Genomic DNA, 21,602 nt, shown 5'->3' with positions numbered 1-21,602 from the left:
TGGTTGGTTATTTCCCTGGGTTCTTAAAGTCTTTTACCGCCCGCAGCCCCGGCCGCCCGTCCTGCCGGAGCCCGGATCTCCGGGCACCGGTGCCGAGTCGGCCGAACAGGTTTTTGTGGCGACCGGATGTCAGTGCGGCCGGTTACGGTGCCGACGTGACCGAGACCCACGGCGACGACCGCCGCTTCCCGCCCGCCCTCGCGGACCTGGCCGCCGTCGGCATCGACTACGCCGACGGCGAGGGCATCGACTTCGACCTCTACAGCGCCTTCAGCTCCGCCGAGGAGACCACGCACTGGATCCGCGGCTGGACCGGCAACCCCGAACTCGACGGAGATGCCTACCGGTTCTTCGGCCAGGACGGCACCGGCGGCACCGCCGCCCTCTGGTACGCGCGTCCCGGCCGGCCCCTCGCCGAGCAGCCCGTGATCTTCCTCGGCTCGGAGGGCGAGCGCGGCGTCGTCGCCGGGAACCTCTCCGACTTCCTCTGGGTCCTCGCGGACGGCGTCGGCCCCCTGGAGGTCGTCCAGTTCGGCGACACCGGCCCCCGCCCCAACGCCGCCCCCCTCACCGACCTGGCCACCCGCCACGCCACCACCCCGCGCCGCCCGGCCGCCACGATCGTCACCGAGGCCCAGGCCGAGTTCCCGGACTTCTCCGACCACATCGACGCACTCTGCCGCTGAGGTCACCGGAGGGGGCCGAGCCTCAGCTCGGCCAGTCGTGTGATCGCTGATCCGAAGGAAGTGCAGCTCCTCGACATTCGTTATGGGACCATCCGGGCGCAGGCTCTCAGCCCACGAGAGTCGACGGCCTTCATCGAGAGAGTGCTTGGAGAGACATGACCCTCAAGCCCTGCCCGAAGCCAACTCCGTCTGGATGAAAAGCAGTTACAGCACGGACGAGGGCCCCGACTGCGTCGAGGTGGCCACTGCCCCGGCTCACATCCTCGTCCGCGACTCCAAGAACCCGACCGGCCCCCGTCTCGCCGTCACCCCAGCCACCTGGGCGACCTTCCTCCCGTACGCCTGCGCGCACTGACGGACCAGAGGCCTCGCCCTCGCCTCCGTACGCAGGTGCGGGCCATGTCCGCGGAGCACTCGGCGCAGGGCGTCTGTCCGCGCGTTCACTCACACGGGCCGTTCACCCTCCGCCGAGCACCCTCTCCACGAACTCCCCCAGCCGCGCCCGCAGTTCCTCCCGTCCCAGCCCTCGCGTGCCGGCGAGGTGCTCGACGAGGTCGGCGCGGACGGTGGCGAGCAGGGCGTGGGCGGTGAAGTCGCCGTCGGTGATGCCGGGGACGGTGGCCAGCATGCCGCTGAGGAGGGCGTGCCACTGGGCGTAGTGCTCGGCCTCGTAGGGGCTGTCGGCGCCCTCCAGGGCCAGCGCGAGGTGGCGGTGGTCCAGCTTGAAGCACAGGGCGGCGTCCAGCAGGGCGGGGACGCGCTCCCGGGGCGGTGTGGCGGGGCCGAGCGGGGGCGGGCCCTCGGTGACGGCCTGCTTCAGCGGTTCCAGGCGGGCCTCGTACAGCGCGCGGATCAGGGCCGTGCGGTCGCCGAACGCGCGGAACAGCGTGCCCTTGCCCACTCCGGCCGCCGCCGCCACGTCGGACATCGTGACGTCCTCGGGTTTCTCGCAGCGGGCGAAGAGGTCGTCGGCGGCGGCGAGGAGGGCCGCCCGGTTGCGGGCGGCGTCCTTGCGCGGACGGCGCTCACCGTCCTGCGCACCGCCGTCCCGAGCGGTGCCGCCCCCGGCCCCTGGTTCCTGTCCCGGACGTACGGAGACCACGGCGACTCCTCACCCTGCTTGCGAAGCGGACCAGCGGTCCGTATCGTTGCCGACACCTGAAACGGACCACTGGTCCGCATTCTACGGGACGGAGACCGTCATGCCCGGTACACCCTCACCCACGCCCGCCTCGGCCGAAGAAGTGCTGCACCACGGACTGCGCCTGCTCCTCGGCAAGGACATCACCGGGTGGGTGGACCTGTGGACCGAGGACGGGACGATGGAGTTCCCCTTCGCACCCGAGGGCCGGCCCCGCCGGCTCCAGGGGCGGGAGGCGATCGCCGCGTACATGCGCCACTACCCCGACCACATCGACCTGCGCGAGTTCACCGACGTACGGGTCCACCGGACCGAGGACCCCGGGACCGTCGTCGCCGAGGCGCGCGGACTGGGCCGGATCGTGGAGACCGGCCGGCCCTACGAGATGAACTACATCAGCGTGCTGACGGTCCGGGACGGCCTCATGACCGCCTGCCGCGACTACTGGAACCCCCTCGGCATGCAGCAGCCCGGCACCGAGTTCCACGCGGCCGCACGGTGACCGCCGCTCCCGGGGCCACCCTCGTCATCGGCGCCACCGGCACCACCGGCAGCAGGACCGCCGCCGGGCTGCTCGCTGCCGGACACCGCGTCCGGGCGGCGAGCCGGAACGCCGTCGCCGCACCTCCCGGCGCCGAGCCGGTCCGCTTCGACTGGTACGACCCGGGCACCCACGACGACGCCCTGACCGGCACCGACCGCGTCTACCTGGTGCCGCCCGTCGGCGACCCGGACCCGGCGGCCGTCATGCTGCCCTTCCTTCGGCGGGCCCGCGCCCGGGGCGTGCGCCGGGCGGTACTGCTCAGTTCCTCCGCGATCCCGGAAGGCGGCCCCGCCACGGGCGAGGTGCACCGGGCCCTGCCCGGGCTGTTCGACGCCTGGGCGGTGCTCCGCCCCTCCTGGTTCATGCAGAACTTCACCTCCACCCACCTGCACGCCACCACCCTTCGTGCCACGGGCGCCTTCTCCACCGCGACCGGGGACGGCCGGACCGGGTACGTCGACGCCGACGACATCGCCGCCGTCGCGGTCCGCGCCCTGACCGACGCGCAGGCGCCCCGCACCGACCTGGTGCTGACCGGCCCCCGGGCGCTCAGCCACGACGACATCGCCGACGTTCTCACCGAGGTCACCGGACGGCCGGCCGTGCACCACCGGCTGACGTACGAGGAGATGTGCGACCACCTGATCCGCGCGGCGGGGACGCCCCCGGAGTTCGCCGCGCTGCTGGCCCGCCTGGATCTGGCCATCGCCGACGGCGCCGAGGACCGCGTCACCGACACCGTCCGCCGCATGACCGGCCGGGAGCCGAACGACTTCCGCACCGTGGCGGCACGGGAGGGCGCACCCGTCCCCTGAGACCCGGAGCGGCGGGAACCCGCCCGGGCACGGCTGAGGGCCTCCCGGATCCCACCGGATCCGGGAGGCCCTCAGCCGTCCTACGGCGTCACCTCACGTCGTCGACCGCCGCCGCCGTGCCCCCGGCCGCCGCTCGCTCGGCCGGGTGACCGGGTCGCCCGCCTCGATGGCCGCCAGCCGGCGCCGCGCGCCGAAGTCGGCGAGGACCTCGGCCAGCTTGTGGACGGACGGCTCGGGAGCCATCACGTCGACGCGCAGGCCGTGTTCCTCGGCCGTCTTGGCGGTCGCCGGGCCGATACAGGCGATCACCGTGACGTTGTGCGGCTTGCCCGCGATGCCGACGAGGTTGCGGACCGTGGACGACGACGTGAACATCACCGCGTCGAAGCCACCGCCCTTGATCGCCTCGCGGGTCTCCGCGGGCGGCGGCGAGGCGCGCACGGTGCGGTAGGCCGTGACGTCGTCGACCTCCCAGCCCAGCTCGATCAGCCCGGCGACCAGCGTCTCCGTGGCGATGTCGGCGCGGGGCAGGAACACGCGGTCGATCGGGTCGAAGACCGGGTCGTACGGCGGCCAGTCCTCGACCAGGCCGCGGGCGGACTGCTCCCCGCTGGGCACCAGGTCGGGGCGGACCCCGAAGTCGATCAGGGCCTGGGCGGTCTGGTCGCCGACCGCGGCGACCTTGATCCCGGCGAAGGCGCGGGCATCGAGCCCGTACTCCTCGAACTTCTCGCGCACCGCCTTGACCGCGTTGACCGAGGTGAAGGCGATCCACTCGTAGCGGCCCGTGACCAGGCCCTTGACCGCGCGCTCCATCTGCTGCGGGGTGCGCGGCGGCTCGACGGCGATGGTCGGCACCTCGTGGGGCACCGCGCCGTAGGACCGCAACTGGTCGGAGAGCGACGCGGCCTGCTCCCTGGTGCGCGGCACGAGCACCTTCCAGCCGAACAGCGGCTTGGACTCGAACCACGCCAGCCGGTCCCGCTGCGCGGGTGCCGAACGCTCACCGACCACGGATATCACCGGCCTCCCGCCGTCCGGCGAAGGCAGCACCTTCGCCTGCTTCAGCGTCTGCGCGATCGTGCCGAGCGTCGCCGTCCACGTGCGCTGCCGGGTCGTCGTCCCGGCGACGGTCACCGTCATGGGGGTGTCGGGCTTGCGACCGGCGGACACCAGTTCGCCCGCAGCGGAGGCCACGGAGTCCAGCGTGGTGGAGACGACCACCGTGCCGTCCGAGGCACCGACCTCCGTCCAGCACCGGTCGGACGCGGTACGGGCGTCCACGAACCGCACGTCGGCGCCCTCGGCGTCCCGCAGCGGCACCCCGGCGTACGCGGGCACACCGACCGCGGTCGCGATACCGGGGACGACCTCGAAGGTCACCCCGGCCGCGGCGCAGGCCAGCATCTCCTCGGCGGCGTAGGCGTCGAGCCCGGGATCACCGGACACCGCACGCACGACCCGCCTGCCGCCCCGCGCGGCCTCCATGACAAGATGTGCGGCATCCCGCATCGCGGGCGCACCGGCGGTTGTTGACGCGCCGTCAACGACCGTCAGCTGGGGCGTGCCCGTGCCCGGAACGGATGCCGCGGAGGAACCCGAAGCGTCCGCGTCCGTGAGCACCTCGGCAACGCCCTGCCTGGCGTGCCGGCGCACCACGTCGAGGACCTCGTGCTCGGCGACCAGAACATCCGCGTTGGCCAGCGCCTCCACGGCGCGCAGAGTCAGCAGTCCCGGATCCCCGGGTCCGGCACCGAGGAAGGTGACGTGCCCGTGTTCCGGAGGGGCGGGAAGGGTGGTGGGGCTCAATGTGCTCGCTCCCCCATCAGACCGGCCGCGCCCTGCGCGAGCATCTCGGTGGCGAGTTCGCGACCGAGCGCCATCGCCGCCTCGTGCGTCTCGGGCACGGGACCGGTGGTGGACAACTGCACCAGCCGGGAGCCGTCGGTCGTGCCGACGACGCCCCGCAGGCGCATTTCCTTGACAATCTGCCCGTCTGCCAAGAGGTCGGCCAGTGCGCCCACAGGGGCACTGCACCCGGCCTCCAGGGTGGCGAGCAGTGACCGCTCGGCCGTGACGGCGGCCCGGGTGAACGGGTCGTCGAGCTCGGCGAGCGCGGCGATCAGCTCCGCGTCGTCGGCGGCGCATTCGATCGCCAGGGCCCCCTGGCCGGGGGCGGGCAAAACCGTGTCGACCGAGATGAAGTCGGTCACCTCGTCGCTGCGGCCCACGCGGTTCAGTCCGGCCGCGGCCAGCACCACCGCGTCCAGCTCACCGCTGCGCACGAAGCCCAGCCGGGTGTCCACGTTGCCGCGGATCGGCACCGTCCGGACCGACGAGCCGCGGGCCCGGGCGTACGCGTTGAGCTGCGCCATGCGGCGCGGCGAGCCGGTGCCGATGCGGGCGCCGTCCGGCAGGTCGGTCAGCTTCAGGTCGTCGCGCGCGACGATGACGTCCCGCGGGTCCTCGCGCACCGGGACCGCCGCGAGCGTCAGGCGGGGGTGCGGGGTGGTGGGCAGGTCCTTCAGCGAGTGCACGGCGAAGTCGACCTCGCCGCGCACCAGCGCCTCGCGCAGCGCGGCCACGAACACACCGGTGCCGCCGATCTGCGCGAGATGCTCACGCGAGGTGTCGCCGTACGTGGTGACGCCGACCAGCTCGACGGGCCGTCCGGTCACCTGGCTCACGGCTTCCGCCACCTGCCCGGACTGGGACATGGCCAGCTTGCTGCGCCTGGTCCCGAGCCTCAGTGCCTTCTCAGTCATGCCGGCCCTCGGTTTCTGCGTTTTCGGTGCTTTCCTCGGCGCGGGAGACGGAGGCCACCGTCTCGGGGTCGAGGTTGAACAGGGTGCGCAGTGCGTCGGCGTACCCGGCGCCGCCGGGCTCGGCCGCGAGCTGCTTGACCCGTACGGTCGGTGCGTGCAGCAGCTTGTCGACCACCCGCCGCACCGTCTGTGTGATCTCCGCGCGGTGCTTGTCGTCCAGGCCGGGCAACCGCCCCTCGAGACGGGCGATCTCGCCGGCCACCACATCCGCGGCCATGGTGCGCAGGGCGACCACGGTCGGCGTGATGTGCGCCGCCCGCTGCGCCGCCCCGAAGGCCGCGACCTCGTCGGAGACGATACGCCGGACCTGGTCCACATCGGCAGCCATGGGAGCATCCGCGGACGCGTCGGCGAGCGACTCGATGTCGACCAGCCGTACGCCGGCCAGCCGGTGCACCGCCGGGTCGACGTCCCGCGGCATCGCCAGATCCAGCAGGAACTGCACGGGTTCCGGGCGCGGCGGCTCCGCGACCGGCTCCGGACGGCGCCGTTCGGGGATCCGGCCCGCGCTCGCCGCGGTCGCGGCCAGCGCGCCGATCAGTTCGGCGTCCACCTCGACGCCCCGCCTGCCCTCCCGGCGCTCGACGGCGCTGCCGGCGGCCCAGGCCGCGTGCTGCTCCAGCGTGGCGGCGTCCATGCCGGCCACGGCGGCCTCCCCCATGACGGAGAAGCCGGGCTGCACGGCGGACAGGTCCAGCGGGCAGTTCTCCTCGGCGCCCGGGGAGGCGGGCGGCAGAGTCGTTCCGCCGGCGGGGGCGTCCGGCTCGGCGGCCGGGCGGGTGGCCGGCGGCTCACCGGTGCGGCCCTCGATGCCGGCCGCGATCGCGTCGGCGGTCAGGACGATGCCGGTGGCCCCGGTGCAGGACACGACGATGTCGGCACGTGTCAGCTCGAACGGCACCGACCCCATCGGCACGGCACGGGCGCGCACGCCGGTCTCGTCGCTCCCGGTCAGGATCTGGGCGAGCCGCTCGGCCCGCTCGGACGTGCGGTTGGCGACGACGATCTCGGTGACACCGGCCCGCGCGAGCGTGGCCGCCGCCAGCGACGACATCGAACCGGCGCCCACGACCAGGGCCTTCTTGCCGCGCGCCCAGGTGCCGACGTCCGCACCGCGGGCCAGCTGCTCCAGGCCGAAGGTGACCAGGGACTGCCCGGCGCGGTCGATGCCGGTCTCGGAGTGGGCGCGCTTGCCGACCCGCAGCGACTGCTGGAACAGGTCGTTCAGCAGCCGTCCGGCGGTGTGCAGTTCCTGCGAGCGGGCCAGCGAGTCCTTGATCTGGCCGAGGATCTGTCCCTCGCCCACGACCATCGAGTCCAGTCCGCAGGCCACCGAGAACAGGTGGTGGACGGCCCGGTCCTCGTAGTGCACGTAGAGATAGGGAGTGAGCTCCTCCAGGCCGACCCCGCTGTGCTGGGCGAGCAGCGTGGACAGCTCGGCGACACCGGCGTGGAACTTGTCCACGTCGGCGTACAGCTCGATGCGGTTGCAGGTGGCCAGCACCGAGGCCTCGGTGGCCGGTTCGGCGGCGACCGTGTCCTGCAGCAGCTTGACCTGCGCGTCCGCGCTCAGGGAGGCCCGCTCCAGCACGCTGACCGGCGCGCTGCGGTGGCTCAGGCCGACGACCAGCAGACTCATGTCGGCATCACGGCGGGTACGTCCCCGTCGGGCCCCTGATCGGTGGCGACGTCCTGGCGGGCGGTGCGCGGCACGGCGGCGGTGGCCGCGGCCTCCTCACCGGCCTTGCGCTGCTCGTGGAAGGCGAGGATCTGCAGCTCGATGGAGAGGTCCACCTTGCGCACGTCGACGCCGTCCGGCACGGACAGCACGGTCGGCGCGAAGTTCAGGATGGAGGTGACACCGGCGGCCACGAGCCGGTCGCAGACCTGCTGGGCGGCACCGGCGGGGGTCGCGATCACGCCGATCGAGACACCGTCGTCCTGGATGATCTTCTCCAGTTCGTCGGTGTGCTGCACCGGGATCCCGGCGACGGGCTTCCCGGCCATCGCGGGGTCGGCGTCGATGAGGGCGGCGACGCGGAAACCGCGGGAGGCGAATCCGCCGTAATTGGCGAGCGCGGCACCGAGGTTACCGATCCCGACGATCACAACCGGCCAGTCCTGTGTGAGGCCGAGTTCACGGGAGATCTGGTACACGAGATACTCGACGTCGTAGCCGACGCCCCGGGTGCCGTAGGAACCCAGGTAGGAGAAGTCCTTGCGCAGCTTCGCGGAGTTGACGCCCGCGGCGGCCGCCAGCTCCTCCGAGGAGACCGTGGGCACGGAACGCTCGGACAGCGCGGTCAGGGCGCGGAGGTACAGCGGAAGCCTGGCGACGGTGGCCTCGGGAATCCCTCGGCTACGGGTCGCCGGTCGGTGAGTTCGGCCAGTTGCCACGGTGCTCCTGCGGGTAGAGCGGGGCTTCAGGCGGTCATACGTCCCCGGACCGCCCCGTCGCATGCAGGCTATGCCTTTGTGAACGCGTGCACAAAGATGGTGTCCGATTTGCCCGGCCAACGTGACCGGGGTCACGCAACCGCGATGCATCAGCGCGGAACCGGCACGCGAGGACCGCCGCACCTTTACTTCCGGGGGCAAAACAGCACACCTTCCTCTGTCTATCCCGCCCCCGAGACCCAGTCGCCATCAATCCTAAGCGAATCTCCGCCAAGTTTGGACTGGCCGGTCAGTCGTTGAGCGCCTTACGAAGCCGACCCTCGTCGACCCTCCAGAACGTGTGCTGCTCCCCGTCGACGAGAACCACGGGAATCTGCTCCCAGTACTGCTCGTGCAGGTCCGGATCCTGCGTGATGTCCCGCTGCTCCCAGCGGACGCCGAGGTCGCCGCAGACCCTCTCCACCACCACCTGCGCGTCGTCGCACAGGTGACAGCCGGGCTTGCGGACGAGGGTGACGAGACGGTCCTGCGGTGCCTTGCGGCGGAAGAGGGGGCTCATGCCGGCCATTCTCGCGCGCCTCCGCACGAGACGGACGCACGGATTCACGACACCGACGCGCGGAGTTCACGGCGTTTGAACCGTCGTGACTCCGGAACGGCCGAACGGACTGGCTATGCTCACGCCATGGCCGCTCTCGGATGGCTCACCCCCCGTAGGCGCTCCGCCACGGCGCGGAGCGTGTTGGCAGGCGAGGCCTCGGCGGAGGCCGCCCGCAAATCCACCCAGGACCTCGCCGACCGCGAACCGCAGTTCCCGGTGCACGGCGACGAGCAGGCCGCCGCCTTCTTCGACCTCGACAACACCGTGATGCAGGGCGCCGCCCTGTTCCACTTCGGCCGGGGCCTGTACAAGCGGAAGTTCTTCGAGACGCGCGAACTCCTCCGGTTCGCCTGGCAGCAGGCATGGTTCCGGCTGGCCGGCGTGGAGGACCCCGAGCACATGCAGGAGGCCCGGGACTCCGCGCTCTCCATCGTCCAGGGCCACCGGGTCTCCGAACTGCAGTCCATCGGCGAGGAGATCTACGACGAGTACATGGCCGAGCGGATCTGGCCCGGCACCCGTGCCCTGGCCGAGGCGCACCTCGACGCCGGACAGCGGGTGTGGCTGGTCACCGCGGCGCCGGTGGAGATCGCCCAGGTCATCGCACGGCGGCTGGGACTGACCGGCGCCCTCGGCACCGTGGCCGAGTCCATCGACGGCGTGTACACCGGCAAGCTGGTCGGCGAACCGCTGCACGGCCCGGCGAAGGCGGAGGCGGTCCGCGCCCTGGCGGCGGCGGAGGGCCTCGACCTCTCCCGCTGCGCCGCCTACAGCGACTCCCACAACGACATCCCGATGCTGTCGCTGGTGGGCCACCCGTACGCGATCAACCCGGACGCCAAGCTGCGCAAGCACGCCCGGGAGAAGGACTGGCGCCTGCGGGACTACCGCACCGGCCGCAAGGCGGCCAAGGTCGGCATCCCCGCCGCGGCCGGCGTGGGCGCGGTCGCGGGCGGCACCGCGGCGGCCATCGCCATCCACCGCCGCCGCCGCTGACCCCGACAGCAGCGGGCCGGAGCACCCGGCGACGCCCTCCGCGGCGTCCGCACGAAGCGCCGCACCGCGGTCAACCTCGCGACACCCGCCTGCGCCGCCCGTCCCCGTGACCGTCCCGGAACACACACGGCGCCCCGCCCGTGAACGTGGCCAATCCAACTGCCGTACCCCGCAACCCGCCTGTCCAGTCACGTTGGCTGCACACGGCCAGAACTCGTACTGCACCGACCCGGAACTCGAAACCAATTGGTCCAAGATCGGCCATTCTGCGGCACGCGAACGAACATCAATCGGTTACGGAAGCGACGTAATCGATGATTTGAGCAACTGGGTGTAGCAGTGCCTGTACGAAGCGTTATTCTCCTCAGACGCAAACCGGCACCTTCCCGTCGCTACGACGGGTGAAAGGTTCCGACCTGCACGTGATGGAAGCTCTGCCTCTGGGAGTCCCGTGTACCCACACGTCGGGGTTGACGCCTCGGGCCTGGCTACGCTGCGCGCAGCGGTCGCATCGGCCCGGGACACGCTGCGCGGCTTTGTCCCCCCCGCGTACGCCGTCCCCGCATTCGCCACCGCACCCGTCGGACCCTGCTACGCCCTCGCCGACGGCCTCGAGCGGGGACCGGCGCGCAGCGCCGTCGCCGAGGGGCGGCGGGCGGGCGACGGACGGGCGGTCGCCCGACGAGGGCGTGCCGCGGGTTCCACCACCGTCCGCCGGCCCGCCGCGGACAGTGACAGCGCCCGGATGATGGACCTCGTCGAGCGGGCCCAGGCCGGCGAGGCCGACGCCTTCGGGCGCCTCTACGACCAGTACAGCGACACCGTGTACCGGTACATCTACTACCGGGTGGGAGGGAAGGCGACCGCCGAGGACCTCACGAGCGAGACCTTCCTGCGCGCCCTGCGCCGCATCGGCACCTTCACCTGGCAGGGCCGTGACTTCGGCGCCTGGCTGGTGACCATCGCCCGCAACCTCGTCGCCGACCACTTCAAGTCGAGCCGCTTCCGCCTGGAGGTCACCACCGGGGAGATGCTCGACGCCAACGAGGTCGAGCGGTCCCCCGAGGACTCCGTCCTGGAGTCCCTGTCCAACGCCGCGCTGCTCGACGCGGTGCGCCGGCTCAACCCCCAGCAGCAGGAGTGCGTCACGCTCCGCTTCCTCCAGGGCCTCTCCGTGGCCGAGACCGCCCGCGTGATGGGCAAGAACGAAGGGGCGATCAAGACCCTCCAGTACCGGGCCGTGCGCACCCTGGCCCGGCTCCTGCCGGAAGACGCCCGCTGAGCGGCACACGCTCGGCGACACTCAACTCACGGTCAGTGAAAGTCCGTTGACTTCCTCATCCGATCCTTCTTCGTCCGTAACCGAAGTGCCGCGCCACTCGTTGTGCGGGATGCAGGCTCCCTGTGGTCACCCCCTGGCAGACTCCGATCACCCGATCGTGTGGATGCGGCCGGGGAGTGGAACCCTCAGGACCCCCTGGGGAGTCGACCGTCATGACGAGAGGAGGTGCCGCCAGTGATCGCGAACGTATCGGCGCACCGGCGGGCGAACGCCTTCGCCCAGGCCCTGGAGGAGCAGTCCGAGCGGGGCCCGGCGGCCGAGCAGCCCGAAGGACCCGCGCCGGCCCCGGCCGCAGCGGAGACCGAGCAGGCCCACCTGCTCGCGCTGACTTCCGGCCTCGGCGCGCTGCCCAAGCCGGAGCTCGACCCCGAGGTCAAGGTCGTCCAACGGGCCCAGTTGGTGGCCGCGTTCGAGGCCATGCTCCAGGAAGGCACCGCTGCGGGCGAGGCGACGGAACCAGCCGTGCCCGAGCAGCGCTCGCGGCGCGCCAAGGGCGCCCACCGGGCGACCCCCCTGGGCAGACTGCGCCCGCGCACCCGGCTCGCCAAGGGCCTCACCGCGGGCGGACTCAGCGTGGGCGTGGCCGCCGGCGCCCTCGGCGGAGTGGCCGCCGCCAGCTCCGACGCCCTGCCCGGCGATTCCCTCTACGGCCTGAAGCGGGGTATCGAGGACGTCAAACTCGGCCTCGCCGACGGCAACGACGAGCGCGGACGCGTCTACCTCGACCACGCCTCCACCCGGCTCAGCGAAGCCCGCCGCCTGATGGAACGCGGACGCAGCGGCCCCCTCGACCACGAGTCCCTGGGCGAGATCCGCCGCGCCCTGTCCGGCATGCGCCACGACGCCTCCGAGGGCCACCGGCTGCTGCGCGAGGCGTACAAGCGCCACCCCGACTCCCTCGGCCCCATGCAGGCCCTGTCGTCGTTCTCCCAGTCGCACCGCGACGCCTGGGGGACCCTGCGCGAGCAGCTGCCCGTGCAGCTCGGAGACGTCAGCGAGCAGGTCTCCTCGGTGTTCGACGCCATAGACGAGGACGTCGCCCCGCTCCAGTCCCTCCTGCCCCAGCCCCCCGCCCGCGAGGGCGAGGACAGTGGGCGCAAGGGCAGCGGCGGCTCGACCCCCGGCCACCCGTCCGAGACCGGCCGGTCGCAGACCCCCGGCACCGGTCCCGGCGGCACGGCAGACGACGGCGGCCCCGGCAGCCAGGCCCCCAGCCGCTCCGCCGACTCCGGCACCGAGAACGACGGCCTGCTCGGCGGCAACACCGGCGGCCTCCTCGACCCGCCGAAGGGCAGCGACGCCAGTCCTTCCCTGCCGTCCACCGGCGACATCGCCCCGCCCAGCAGGCCCGACGTCACACTCCCGCCGCTCCTGCCCGGCCTGCTCCCGGGCCTGGGCATCGACGCCGAGGACGCGGACTAGGACGCCGGACCGGCACACGGTTCCGGACACGGTTCCGGACACGGAGCAGGACACAGCACGGACGGCGGGGCGCGCCCGGGCCCCCTCTGCGGAGGGGAATCCCCGGCCGCGCCCCGCCGTGCGGCGGCTCCTAGAAGAACACCGACCTGCGCTGCACCAGCAACTTGTACAGCGTGTGCTGGATCTGCTCCCGCACCTGATCCGTCAGGTTGAACATCAGCATCGGGTCCTCCGCCGCCTCCGGCGGATAGCCGTCCGTCGGGATCGGCTCCCCGAACTGGATCGTCCACTTCGTCGGCAGCGGCACGAGCCCCAGCGGCCCCAGCCAGGGGAAGGTCGGCGTCAGCGGGAAGTACGGGAAGCCGAGCAGCCGCGCCACGGTCCGCGCGTTGCCGATCATCGGGTAGATCTCCTCCGCCCCCACGACGGAGCACGGAATGATCGGCGCCCGCGCCCGCAACGCCGTGGACACGAAGCCGCCCCGGCCGAACCGCTGCAGCTTGTACCGGTCCGCGAAGGGCTTCCCGAGGCCCTTGAACCCCTCCGGCATCACCCCGACCACCTCGCCCTGCTCCAGCAGCCGGGCCGCGTCCTCCGCACACGCCAGGGTGTGCCCCAGCTTGCGGGCCAGCTCGTTGACCACCGGCAGCATGAACACCAGGTCCGCCGCCAGCAGCCGCAGGTGACGGCCCGCTGGATGGTTGTCGTGCACCGCGACCTGCATCATCAGGCCGTCCATCGGCAGCGTCCCCGAGTGGTTGGCGACGATCAGCGCGCCGCCCTCGGACGGGATGTTCTCGACGCCCTTCACCTCGACCCGGAAGTACTTCTCGTACACCGGCCGCAGCAGCGACATCAGGACCTGGTCGGTGAGTTCCTCGTCGTAGCCGAAGTCGTCGACCTCGTAGTCCCCCGTGAGCCGGCGGCGCAGGAAGGCCAGACCGCTCGCGAGACGCTGCTCCAGGCCGCCGGTGCCGTCACCCTGCCGGTCCGCCGCGGGCGGCTCCTCAGCGGGCTCCTGGGCGTCGCCCGGCGCCGGGCCCCGGCCGGGCAGGGGCTGGACCTCGCCGACCGCCGAGGAGCCCGGGTCCGGGCGCCGGTTCCCCGCGCCCCGGCGGCGTGACGCGCGCTGCGCGGAGTTCCCGCGGGAGCGGTCGTCGTCGAACGGAATGACCTTGGCGTCCGCCATCGTTGCTGCGCTCCTCAGTTGGCGCTCTGCTTCGGGGGGTGACCGCTGCCCGGCAGGGGCAGCGCGGCGATCCGGTCGACGGCCTCCGCCAGGGTCTCCGGCGGAAGCAGCCCCGGGCCGCGGCCGCGCGCGAAGTCCGCGAACGTTTCTGCGGTCGTGTACTTCGGCGAGAAGCCCAACGTGTCGCGCATCTGGTCCGTCGCCACCACCCGGCCGTGGGTCAGCAGCCGGATCTGCTCCGGCGAGAAGTCCGTCATGCCCAGCGTACGCATCACGGAACCCGCCCACGTGACGGCGGGCAGCAGCAACGGCACGGTGGGCCGGCCGAGCCGCCGCGAGCACTGCGAGAGCAGCAGGACACCGTCCCCGGCGATGTTGAACGTGCCGCTGTTCAGGGTGCCGCGCCGCGCCTCGTGCGCACCGATCCGCAGGGCCTCGATCACGTCGTCCTCGTGCACGAACTGCAGCCGCGGGTCGTAGCCGAACACGGTCGGCAGCACCGGCAGCGAGAAGTACGAGGCGAGCGGGCTGTCCGCGGCGGGCCCCAGGATGTTGGCGAACCGCAGCACGCACACGGCGACGTCCGGCCGGCGGCGCGCGAAGCCCCGCACGTACCCCTCGACCTCCACCGTGTCCTTGGCGAATCCGCCGCTGGGCAGGGACTTGGGCGTGGTCGTCTCGGTGAACACCGCCGGGTCGCGGGGCGCGGAGCCGTAGACGTTGGTGCTGGACTTCACCACGAGCCGCGTGATGTTCGGGGACTTCTGGCAGGCACCGAGCAGCTGCATGGTGCCGATGACGTTGGTCTCCTTGAGGCCGGCCCGCCCGCCGCTGCCGAGCGGGGTGCCCGTCACGTCGAGGTGGACGACCGTGTCGGCGCCCGTCTCGGCGAGCACCCGCGCGATCGTGGGCTGCCGGATGTCCGCCTGCACGAAATCCGCGCCGCCGAGGTGGTGCTCGGGCGGGACCGCGTCCACGGCGACGACCCGGTCCACGTCCGGGTCACGCTGGATCCGCCGGACGAAGCGGCCTCCCAACGGCCGGGCCACTCCGGTCACGAGCACGACCTTTCCCAAGATCAGCGCCTTCCTTCTCGCTCCGCCCTCGTCCTGACGGTCAACCTAGCGGGTCGCCGTCGCTCTGGGGCGTACGCCCGATACATGAAGTGACGACTACCCCTCAGGGGCGAACGGACCCGGCCACACGGCGAAGGGTCCGAGGCAGGGTCCGAGGCAGGGTCCGAGGCAGCAGATGACAGTGGCCCCCCACCGCAACGGATGCGGTGGGGGGCCACTGGACACGCTTTCGCGCTGCCGCTTACTTCTTGTTGCGGCGCTGAACGCGCGTGCGCTTGAGCAGCTTGCGGTGCTTCTTCTTGGCCATCCGCTTGCGCCGCTTCTTGATAACAGAGCCCACGACTACCCTCGCTCACTTCTCATCACTCGGTGTTTGGGCGCCATGGGCCCACACGACCTACGAGGGGCCAGCCTACCCGCCCGAGAGCTGAGGTCGTAATCGAAGGGTCGGGGAGATCCCCATGAGTGCCCTGTACGAATCTCCCCGGCCGCCGTCAGGCCGTGTCCACCCCCACATAACTCTCGCGGAGGTACTCGTGAACCGCTTGCTCGGGGACGCGGAAGGACCGCCCCACCCGGATCGCGGGCAGATGACCACTGTGCACCAGACGGTACACGGTCATCTTCGACACTCGCATCACCGAGGCGACTTCCGCCACGGTAAGGAACTGAACCTCGTTCAGAGGCCTTTCGCCAGCTGCAGCCATGACACACCTGAACCTTCCGCACTCGACGGCCACCGGCTTCCCCTTCCGGTGACTCTTCGTCGCTGCGTGCTCACTCCCCAATGTAGGGGCGGGTGATGCGAGTGGGGAAGAGGTGTATCCATCCGCGGCCTAATGCGACAGACACGCCCGATCGAGTACGTAGCGGGCCAGTGGCAGGTAGTGAGCGCCCCGCACACCGTCATCAAGTGGAACGACGACCGACACGCGCCCCTCGGCCTCCCCCACGAACGGGGCGGGGTCGTTGACATCGGCCAGCGCCAGCACCTCGAACCCCAGCTGACCTGCTCCGCAGGCCCAGCCGTGGTCGCCGATCACCAATTCCGGGAGGGGCTCGCCGGCCTCCGCGGCCGCCGCGAGCGCGGCTCGAACCGGGAGAGGGGAGTGGGTGTGCGCGCCGGGCTCACAACCGGAGCGTTCCGGGTCGGCCGCGCGGACCAGCCCGACTCCCCGGTGGTAGTGGAGGTTGTGCGTGCGTAGACCGAACCGGGTCGTTATGTCGACACAGCGACCCTGCGCGGGGGTGAGAACGGCACATCCCGCCGCCGACAGCGCGTCTGCGAGCTCGGCGTAGAACCCGAGCAGCCGCCCGGGGTGCCCGGTCCCCAGCAGCACCGGCGAGCGGCGCCGCACCGCGAGCGCCAGCCGCGCCGCGTACCCGTCCAGGGCGGCCAGCGTCCGGTCCGGGTCGATCACATCATGGCCAAAGACGCACCCAGGATCGGCCGAAACCCCACATCTGTCCGCCATCAACGCAAGCAACTCCCGCTGCCCCCACGAGCACGCGGGCTCGATCCCGATCAGCGCGCGCGGATCCCGGGCCGCGAACAACCGGTAGCTGAGCAGACTCGCCTCACGCGTCGTCGCCACCACGCCGGCGAGCCGGACGGCCAGCAGATGCGCGCGAAGGTCCGCGGGAGTCAGCACCCAGCGATGGTGCGCCCTCGCCGACGCCGCCCGCCCGGAGAACCGGCGAACACCGCACAGTTGGCGTAACGCCACCGCCGCTCCTTGTGGCGCCATAGGGGGCCTGCGGGTCCTACGGGTCCTGCGGGGCCTGCGGGTCCTGCGGGGCCTACGGGTCCTACGGGTCCTACGGGTCCTGCGGGTCCTACGAGGTGCTACGGCAACATGCCCCGGAGGGGGAACACCGCACGGCGGGTGGAGCGGATCGCCTGGTCGAGACGGTCCGCCGGGTCGTAGCCCGCCTCCCACGAGGCCCACTCGACCGGCCACCGCCCGTCCGTCATCCGCTGCGGCCCCAACTGCCGGGTCCGCGCGTACACCTCCTGGCGCCAGCCCTCGGGGATCACCGTCACCGGGTCCACCGGCCGCCCGGCCGCGATCCCCACCAGGTGCGTCCAGGACCGGGGCACCACCTCGACCACCGCGTAACCGCCGCCGCCCAGCGCGACCCACCGCCCGTCGGCGTGCTCGTGCGCCAGCTCGTGGCAGGCCACCTGCACCGCCCGCTGTGCGTCCAGCGACACCGCCAGGTGCGCCAGCGGATCCTCGAAGTGAGTGTCGGCACCGTGCTGCGTCACCAGCACCTGCGGCCGGAACTCCGCGAGCAGCTCGGGCACCACCGCGTGGAACGCCCGCACCCACCCGGCGTCCCCGGTCCCGGCCGGCAGCGCCACGTTGACCGCGCTGCCCTCCGCACCGTCCGCACCCGTCTCCTCCGGCCAGCCGGTCTGCGGGAACAGGGTGCGGGGATGCTCGTGCAGCGAGATCGTCAGGACCCGCGGGTCCTCCCAGAACGCCGCCTGCACCCCGTCCCCGTGGTGCACGTCCACGTCGACGTACGCCACCCGCTCCGCCCCCAGCTCCAGCAGCCGGGCGATGGCCAGCGAGGCGTCGTTGTAGATGCAGAAGCCTGAGGCGCCGCCCGGCATCGCGTGGTGCAGCCCGCCCGCGAAGTTGACGGCGTGCAGGGCCTCCCCACGCCACACCGCCTCCGCCGCCCCCACCGACTGGCCCGCGATCAGCGCGGACACCTCGTGCATCCCGGCGAACGCCGGATCGTCGACCGTGCCCAGCCCGTACGACGTGTCCGCCGAGCCAGGATCGGCCGACGCGGCCTTCACCGCCGCGATGTAGTCCTCCCGGTGGACCAGGCGCAGCGTCGACTCCCCGGCCGCCTTCGCGGCGACCACGTCGACCTCCCGGTCGAGCCCGAGAGCCGACACCAGACTCCGGGTCAGCGCCAGCCGCACCGGGTCCATCGGGTGCTCCCGACCGAAGTCATAGCCCGTTACTGCCTCGTCCCACATCAGCTGTGTGCGGCCGCTCATGCCCGCCACCGTATCGGTCCGGCCGCGGCGCGAACGACCTGGCGTACACGAGCGTCACCAGCACCAGGACCATCGGGACGAGCATCGCCCCCCGGTAGCTCCACACGTCCCCGAGCGCGCCCACCAACGGCGACCCGATCAGGAAACCGACGTAATTGAAGACATTGAGCCGCGCGACGGCCGCGTCCGACGCCCCGGGGAACAGCCGCCCCGCGGCGGCGAAGGTCTGCGGCACCAGCACGCACAACCCGAGCCCCAGCAGCGTGAAGCCCAGCATGCCCACCCACGCCCCGGGCGCCCCGGCCACCACCGCGAACCCGCCCGCCGCCACCAGCGCCCCGGCCCGCACCACCGCCACGGCACCGAACCGCCGCACCCCGAAGTCGCCGAGCGTGCGCCCCAGCAGGGTGGTGACCATGTAGACGTTGTAGGGCACGGTCGCCATCTGCTCGGAGCTCCCCAGCACGTCCTGGAGGTACTTCGCGCTCCAGTTGGAGACCGTCGAGTCCCCGATGTACGCCACCGTCATCACCAGACACAGCGGCAGCAGCATCCGGAAGGCCACGGTCCCGCCCGGCCCCGGGCTCCCCCCGGCTCCCCCGGCGCCCGTCCCCGCCACCCCCGCGGCACCCCCGCCCGTGCCGTCCCCGTCGACGAACCACCGGCTCCCGACCAGCGCGGCCGGCAGCAGCACCAGCACCACCGGCAGGTACAACACCCACAGCGCCAGCTGCCAGTGGGCCCCCACCCACGCCAGCGACGCCCCGACGATCCCGCCCAGGCTGTAGGCGGCGTGGAAACTCAGCATGATGCTGCGTCCGTACGCCCGCTGGAGGCTCACCCCGAGCATGTTCATCGAGGCGTCCAGCGCGCCCACTGCCAAACCGAAGGCGGCCAGGGACACGGCCAGGACGGTCATGTCGCGCCCCGCGCCGACACCCAGCAGGGCAAGCAGGACGACGGGCTGCGACCACCGCAGCACCCGGCTCGGCGGCACCCGCCGCACCAGCCGCTCGGTCGTCACGCTCCCGATGCCGGCCAGGATCGGCACCGCGGCGAGGAAGACGGGCAGCAGCGCGTCGGAGACCCCGTACCGGTTCTGGATCGCCGGGATCCGCGTCACGAGCAGGGCGAACGCGACGCCCTGCACGAGGAAGCTGAACGCCAGCGAGGCCCTGCCGCGCCGCAGCACATCAGTCATGGCGGCGAGCGTAGGGCCCCTGGGTACCGGTGGGTAGATCCGGCCAAAGGTGAATTCCCCTCAGGTAGTGAGGAGTTCGCGGGTGCCGGCGGGCTCGGCGGGCTTCGCGGAGCTGTCGGCAGGGCCTGCACGGTCGATGCGGTCGGTGCCGTCGGTGCCGTCGGTGCCGTCGGCGGAGTCGCGGGGCTCGGTGCGGTCCGGGGTGGCGGCGACCGCGTACGTCCCGGCGGTCCGGACGGCCGTCGGCCCGCACCCCTTCAGCTCGGCGGCGATCATCGCCGCCATGGGTCCCGCCCCGAGCACCCCGCTGACCAGGAACGTGCCGCTCATCGTGACGATCATGAGCACGACGCCCAGCCACACCATGGTGTCCACCGGCACCGTGTAGGCCAGCAGCACCCGCACCACACACTCGGCGAGCAGGGCCACGCCCCACACCACGGAGAACCGCCGCTCGGCCCGGCGGAACGCCTCCGACCCGGCCGACAGCCGCGTCCAGGCCGCCTCCCGCTCGGCACGCCCCCTGGTCAGCCACGGCTTCATGGCCGGCGTCATCATCGGCTTGCCCGCCATCACGGACAGCAGCACTCCGATGCCGATGACACTGCCGATCGCCCCGTCCTTGGCGACCATCAGCCGGGCGTCCCCGGAGACGAAGCCGAGCACCACGGAGGCCACGTTCACGAAGAGGATCAGTGCCGCGAACGCGTTGAGCGTCCGGTCCACCACCGCGCCCCACACGGTCCGGGCGGCCGGCACGACGCTGCTCCAGGCGAGCGCACCGATCGTGCCCATCCCGAAGGCGTTCTTGAGCAGGTAGTAGGACCCGACGGGTACCGCCACGTCCAGGACGATCGGCAGGAAGGTCCGTCGCTTGCTGCTGGGAGTGCCTGTGTTCGTCGTCATGTCCACAGCTTCGCGGGCGGCACCCCTCGGCCAGTAGAAACGATCGTCCGCACCTCGCCATGACAATTGTCAGACCGGTGGGCGGTCAACGGTCACACCAGCAGGTCGGGCAACTTCCGCAGGTCGTCGAAGAGTCGGGTCGCGCCTGCCAGCTTCTCGGGCGGTGTCATCGCGGTGAATCCGTAGACGTCCATCCCGGCCGCCACGGCTGCCTGGACGCCCAGGGGGCTGTCCTCCACGACCGCGCAGCGGTCGGGCGTCACTCCCATCCGCTCGGCCGCGTGCAGGAAGAGATCCGGCGCGGGCTTGCCCCGGCCGACGTCCTGGGAGCTGAAGACGACCTCGTCCCCGAACCAGCGGTCCAGCCCGGTCGTGCGGTGCCCGACCCGGATCCGCTCGTGGCTGCCGGAGGAGGCCACGCAGTACGGCTCCTTGTCCGCGGCCAGCTTCTCCACCAGGTCCACGGCCCCGGCGACCGGCTTCAGCTCCCGCTCGAAGGCGGCGAAGACCCGGGCGTGGAACACGTCGTCGAAGTCCGCCGGCAGCCGCTGCCCCGTCCGCTCCTCGACCAGGTCGTGCACGCGATGCATGGCGGACCCCATGTAGTCGCGTATGGAGTCCTCGTAGGAGGTCGGGTGACCGAGCTCGGTGAGATAGGCGGCCAGAAGCCGATTGGAGATCGGCTCACTGTCGACGAGAACACCGTCGTTGTCGAAGATGACGAGGTCGTAGCGCATGCCCCGACCCTAAACGACCCTGAAATGCAGAAAGCCCCCGTGTCATCAGACACGGGGGCTTCCCCACAATTTGTTCGGCGGCGTCCTACTCTCCCACAGGGTCCCCCCTGCAGTACCATCGGCGCTGTAAGGCTTAGCTTCCGGGTTCGGAATGTAACCGGGCGTTTCCCCTACGCTATGACCACCGAAACACTATGAAACCTCAACCGCACCATGTGTGGCACATGGGGTTGTTCGTGGTTTCAGAACCAACACAGTGGACGCGAGCAACTGAGGACAAGCCCTCGGCCTATTAGTACCGGTCAACTCCACACGTTACCGTGCTTCCATATCCGGCCTATCAACCCAGTCGTCTACTGGGAGCCTTACCCCATCAAGTGGGTGGGAGCCCTCATCTCGAAGCAGGCTTCCCGCTTAGATGCTTTCAGCGGTTATCCCTCCCGAACGTAGCCAACCAGCCATGCCCTTGGCAGAACAACTGGCACACCAGAGGTTCGTCCGTCCCGGTCCTCTCGTACTAGGGACAGCCCTTCTCAAGACTCCTACGCGCACAGCGGATAGGGACCGAACTGTCTCACGACGTTCTAAACCCAGCTCGCGTACCGCTTTAATGGGCGAACAGCCCAACCCTTGGGACCGACTCCAGCCCCAGGATGCGACGAGCCGACATCGAGGTGCCAAACCATCCCGTCGATATGGACTCTT

The 21,602-nt window shown here is 71.7% G+C and carries 22 protein-coding genes, 2 rRNA genes and 1 pseudogene; 8 read left to right on the top strand and 17 right to left on the bottom strand.

The window, feature by feature from the left end:
• Window positions 1-155 precede the first annotated feature (155 nt).
• The 3 genes and pseudogenes from G3I53_RS26335 (at window position 156) to G3I53_RS34170 (ending at window position 1,041) form a co-directional block, all read left to right on the top strand.
• Window positions 156-686 (top strand): SMI1/KNR4 family protein, encoded by a 531-nt coding sequence (locus G3I53_RS26335; RefSeq protein WP_164336351.1) that lies wholly within the window; start codon window positions 156-158, stop codon window positions 684-686.
• A gap of 33 nt (window positions 687-719) precedes the next feature.
• Window positions 720-845, top strand: a pseudogene (locus G3I53_RS34175) (transcriptional regulator); the annotation flags it as partial.
• A gap of 34 nt (window positions 846-879) precedes the next feature.
• Window positions 880-1,041 (top strand): DUF397 domain-containing protein, encoded by a 162-nt coding sequence (locus tag G3I53_RS34170; RefSeq protein WP_239064128.1) that lies wholly within the window; start codon window positions 880-882, stop codon window positions 1,039-1,041.
• A gap of 102 nt (window positions 1,042-1,143) precedes the next feature.
• Here G3I53_RS34170 and G3I53_RS26325 read toward each other — a convergent pair whose 3' ends face one another.
• Window positions 1,144-1,788 carry a TetR/AcrR family transcriptional regulator gene (locus G3I53_RS26325; protein ID WP_164336347.1) on the bottom strand — a complete coding sequence of 215 codons (645 nt, stop codon included), beginning with the start codon at window positions 1,786-1,788 and terminating at the stop codon, window positions 1,144-1,146.
• 100 nt (window positions 1,789-1,888) lie between these two features.
• On the opposite strand from G3I53_RS26325, the gene G3I53_RS26320 reads away from it, so the two are divergent.
• Complete coding sequence (locus G3I53_RS26320) at window positions 1,889-2,329, top strand: nuclear transport factor 2 family protein (protein ID WP_164336345.1); 441 nt, start codon at window positions 1,889-1,891, stop codon at window positions 2,327-2,329.
• Window positions 2,326-3,186 (top strand): NAD(P)H-binding protein, encoded by an 861-nt coding sequence (locus G3I53_RS26315; RefSeq protein ID WP_164336342.1) that lies wholly within the window; start codon window positions 2,326-2,328, stop codon window positions 3,184-3,186. The genes G3I53_RS26320 and G3I53_RS26315 overlap by 4 nt, the downstream gene beginning before the upstream one ends.
• A 93-nt stretch (window positions 3,187-3,279) precedes the next feature.
• On the opposite strand, the gene G3I53_RS26310 is transcribed toward G3I53_RS26315, so the two are convergent.
• The 5 genes from G3I53_RS26310 to G3I53_RS26290 all read right to left on the bottom strand — a co-directional run bounded on the left by G3I53_RS26310 (window position 3,280) and on the right by G3I53_RS26290 (window position 8,976).
• Entirely contained in the window at window positions 3,280-4,995 is a 1,716-nt protein-coding gene (locus G3I53_RS26310) for a bifunctional uroporphyrinogen-III C-methyltransferase/uroporphyrinogen-III synthase (protein WP_164336340.1), read from the bottom strand.
• Window positions 4,992-5,951 (bottom strand): hydroxymethylbilane synthase, encoded by a 960-nt coding sequence (hemC, locus tag G3I53_RS26305; protein WP_164336339.1) that lies wholly within the window; start codon window positions 5,949-5,951, stop codon window positions 4,992-4,994. The genes G3I53_RS26310 and hemC overlap by 4 nt, the downstream gene beginning before the upstream one ends.
• A complete protein-coding gene (locus G3I53_RS26300; protein WP_164438837.1) occupies window positions 5,944-7,650 on the bottom strand; it encodes a glutamyl-tRNA reductase in 1,707 nt (568 codons plus the stop codon). The genes hemC and G3I53_RS26300 overlap by 8 nt, the downstream gene beginning before the upstream one ends.
• Window positions 7,647-8,408 (bottom strand): redox-sensing transcriptional repressor Rex, encoded by a 762-nt coding sequence (locus G3I53_RS26295; protein ID WP_164332966.1) that lies wholly within the window; start codon window positions 8,406-8,408, stop codon window positions 7,647-7,649. The genes G3I53_RS26300 and G3I53_RS26295 overlap by 4 nt, the downstream gene beginning before the upstream one ends.
• A 289-nt stretch (window positions 8,409-8,697) precedes the next feature.
• A complete protein-coding gene (locus G3I53_RS26290; RefSeq protein WP_203591561.1) occupies window positions 8,698-8,976 on the bottom strand; it encodes a glutaredoxin family protein in 279 nt (92 codons plus the stop codon).
• A gap of 117 nt (window positions 8,977-9,093) precedes the next feature.
• Between G3I53_RS26290 and G3I53_RS26285 the strand changes: the two genes are divergently transcribed.
• From G3I53_RS26285 to G3I53_RS26275, 3 genes are all read left to right on the top strand, one after another.
• Window positions 9,094-10,005, top strand: a complete 912-nt coding sequence (locus G3I53_RS26285; protein WP_164438836.1) for an HAD-IB family hydrolase — start codon at window positions 9,094-9,096, stop codon at window positions 10,003-10,005.
• A gap of 451 nt (window positions 10,006-10,456) precedes the next feature.
• Window positions 10,457-11,287: an ECF subfamily RNA polymerase sigma factor, BldN family gene (locus G3I53_RS26280; protein ID WP_164337691.1), complete on the top strand. Its 831-nt coding sequence runs from the start codon at window positions 10,457-10,459 to the stop codon at window positions 11,285-11,287.
• 234 nt (window positions 11,288-11,521) lie between these two features.
• Entirely contained in the window at window positions 11,522-12,769 is a 1,248-nt protein-coding gene (locus G3I53_RS26275; RefSeq protein WP_164337692.1) for a DUF5667 domain-containing protein, read from the top strand.
• Window positions 12,770-12,899: 130 nt separating this feature from the next.
• On the opposite strand, the gene G3I53_RS26270 is transcribed toward G3I53_RS26275, so the two are convergent.
• The 11 genes from G3I53_RS26270 to G3I53_RS26220 form a co-directional block, all read right to left on the bottom strand.
• Window positions 12,900-13,958, bottom strand: a complete 1,059-nt coding sequence (locus G3I53_RS26270) for a lysophospholipid acyltransferase family protein (RefSeq protein WP_164438835.1) — start codon at window positions 13,956-13,958, stop codon at window positions 12,900-12,902.
• 14 nt (window positions 13,959-13,972) lie between these two features.
• Window positions 13,973-15,034, bottom strand: a complete 1,062-nt coding sequence (locus G3I53_RS26265) for an NAD-dependent epimerase/dehydratase family protein (RefSeq protein ID WP_164338483.1) — start codon at window positions 15,032-15,034, stop codon at window positions 13,973-13,975.
• A gap of 241 nt (window positions 15,035-15,275) precedes the next feature.
• On the bottom strand, window positions 15,276-15,374 hold the full coding sequence (locus tag G3I53_RS26260; protein ID WP_003948845.1) for an AURKAIP1/COX24 domain-containing protein: 99 nt from the start codon (window positions 15,372-15,374) through the stop codon (window positions 15,276-15,278).
• A gap of 154 nt (window positions 15,375-15,528) precedes the next feature.
• Complete coding sequence (locus tag G3I53_RS26255) at window positions 15,529-15,741, bottom strand: helix-turn-helix domain-containing protein (protein WP_157842153.1); 213 nt, start codon at window positions 15,739-15,741, stop codon at window positions 15,529-15,531.
• A 129-nt stretch (window positions 15,742-15,870) separates the two neighbouring features.
• Window positions 15,871-16,686 (bottom strand): phosphatase, encoded by an 816-nt coding sequence (locus G3I53_RS26250; RefSeq protein WP_164338482.1) that lies wholly within the window; start codon window positions 16,684-16,686, stop codon window positions 15,871-15,873.
• A gap of 194 nt (window positions 16,687-16,880) precedes the next feature.
• Window positions 16,881-18,053, bottom strand: a complete 1,173-nt coding sequence (locus tag G3I53_RS26245) for an acetoin utilization protein AcuC (RefSeq protein WP_164338481.1) — start codon at window positions 18,051-18,053, stop codon at window positions 16,881-16,883.
• On the bottom strand, window positions 18,004-19,254 hold the full coding sequence (locus tag G3I53_RS26240; RefSeq protein ID WP_203592645.1) for an MFS transporter: 1,251 nt from the start codon (window positions 19,252-19,254) through the stop codon (window positions 18,004-18,006). Before G3I53_RS26240 ends, G3I53_RS26245 begins: the two co-directional genes overlap by 50 nt.
• A gap of 60 nt (window positions 19,255-19,314) precedes the next feature.
• Window positions 19,315-20,160, bottom strand: a complete 846-nt coding sequence (locus G3I53_RS26235) for a VC0807 family protein (RefSeq protein WP_239064127.1) — start codon at window positions 20,158-20,160, stop codon at window positions 19,315-19,317.
• A 92-nt stretch (window positions 20,161-20,252) separates the two neighbouring features.
• Window positions 20,253-20,897, bottom strand: coding sequence for an HAD family hydrolase (locus G3I53_RS26230; protein WP_164338480.1), 645 nt, complete (start codon window positions 20,895-20,897; stop codon window positions 20,253-20,255).
• A gap of 72 nt (window positions 20,898-20,969) precedes the next feature.
• A 5S ribosomal RNA gene (gene rrf / locus G3I53_RS26225) occupies window positions 20,970-21,086 on the bottom strand.
• An 83-nt stretch (window positions 21,087-21,169) separates the two neighbouring features.
• Window positions 21,170-21,602: ribosomal RNA gene (locus tag G3I53_RS26220) — 23S ribosomal RNA — on the bottom strand; the annotation flags it as partial.

It is taken from the genome of Streptomyces sp. SID14436 (assembly GCF_010548465.1).
GTDB lineage: Bacteria > Actinomycetota > Actinomycetes > Streptomycetales > Streptomycetaceae > Streptomyces.
Note: the sequence above shows the minus strand (reverse complement) of the source record. Positions and strands in the feature narration are given on the sequence as shown.

Excerpts from the sequence above, each read along its gene's own strand:
- G3I53_RS34170 (WP_239064128.1), top strand. The coding sequence starts at position 880 with ATGAAAAGCAGTTACAGCACGGACGAGGGCCCCGACTGCGTCGAGGTG.
- G3I53_RS26320 (WP_164336345.1), top strand. The coding sequence starts at position 1,889 with ATGCCCGGTACACCCTCACCCACGCCCGCCTCGGCCGAAGAAGTGCTG.
- hemC (WP_164336339.1), bottom strand. The coding sequence starts at position 5,951 with ATGACTGAGAAGGCACTGAGGCTCGGGACCAGGCGCAGCAAGCTGGCC.
- G3I53_RS26300 (WP_164438837.1), bottom strand. The coding sequence starts at position 7,650 with ATGAGTCTGCTGGTCGTCGGCCTGAGCCACCGCAGCGCGCCGGTCAGC.
- G3I53_RS26290 (WP_203591561.1), bottom strand. The coding sequence starts at position 8,976 with ATGGCCGGCATGAGCCCCCTCTTCCGCCGCAAGGCACCGCAGGACCGT.
- G3I53_RS26285 (WP_164438836.1), top strand. The coding sequence starts at position 9,094 with ATGGCCGCTCTCGGATGGCTCACCCCCCGTAGGCGCTCCGCCACGGCG.
- G3I53_RS26270 (WP_164438835.1), bottom strand. The coding sequence starts at position 13,958 with ATGGCGGACGCCAAGGTCATTCCGTTCGACGACGACCGCTCCCGCGGG.
- G3I53_RS26255 (WP_157842153.1), bottom strand. The coding sequence starts at position 15,741 with ATGGCTGCAGCTGGCGAAAGGCCTCTGAACGAGGTTCAGTTCCTTACC.
- G3I53_RS26245 (WP_164338481.1), bottom strand. The coding sequence starts at position 18,053 with ATGAGCGGCCGCACACAGCTGATGTGGGACGAGGCAGTAACGGGCTAT.
- G3I53_RS26240 (WP_203592645.1), bottom strand. The coding sequence starts at position 19,254 with ATGACTGATGTGCTGCGGCGCGGCAGGGCCTCGCTGGCGTTCAGCTTC.
- G3I53_RS26235 (WP_239064127.1), bottom strand. The coding sequence starts at position 20,160 with ATGACGACGAACACAGGCACTCCCAGCAGCAAGCGACGGACCTTCCTG.
- G3I53_RS26230 (WP_164338480.1), bottom strand. The coding sequence starts at position 20,897 with ATGCGCTACGACCTCGTCATCTTCGACAACGACGGTGTTCTCGTCGAC.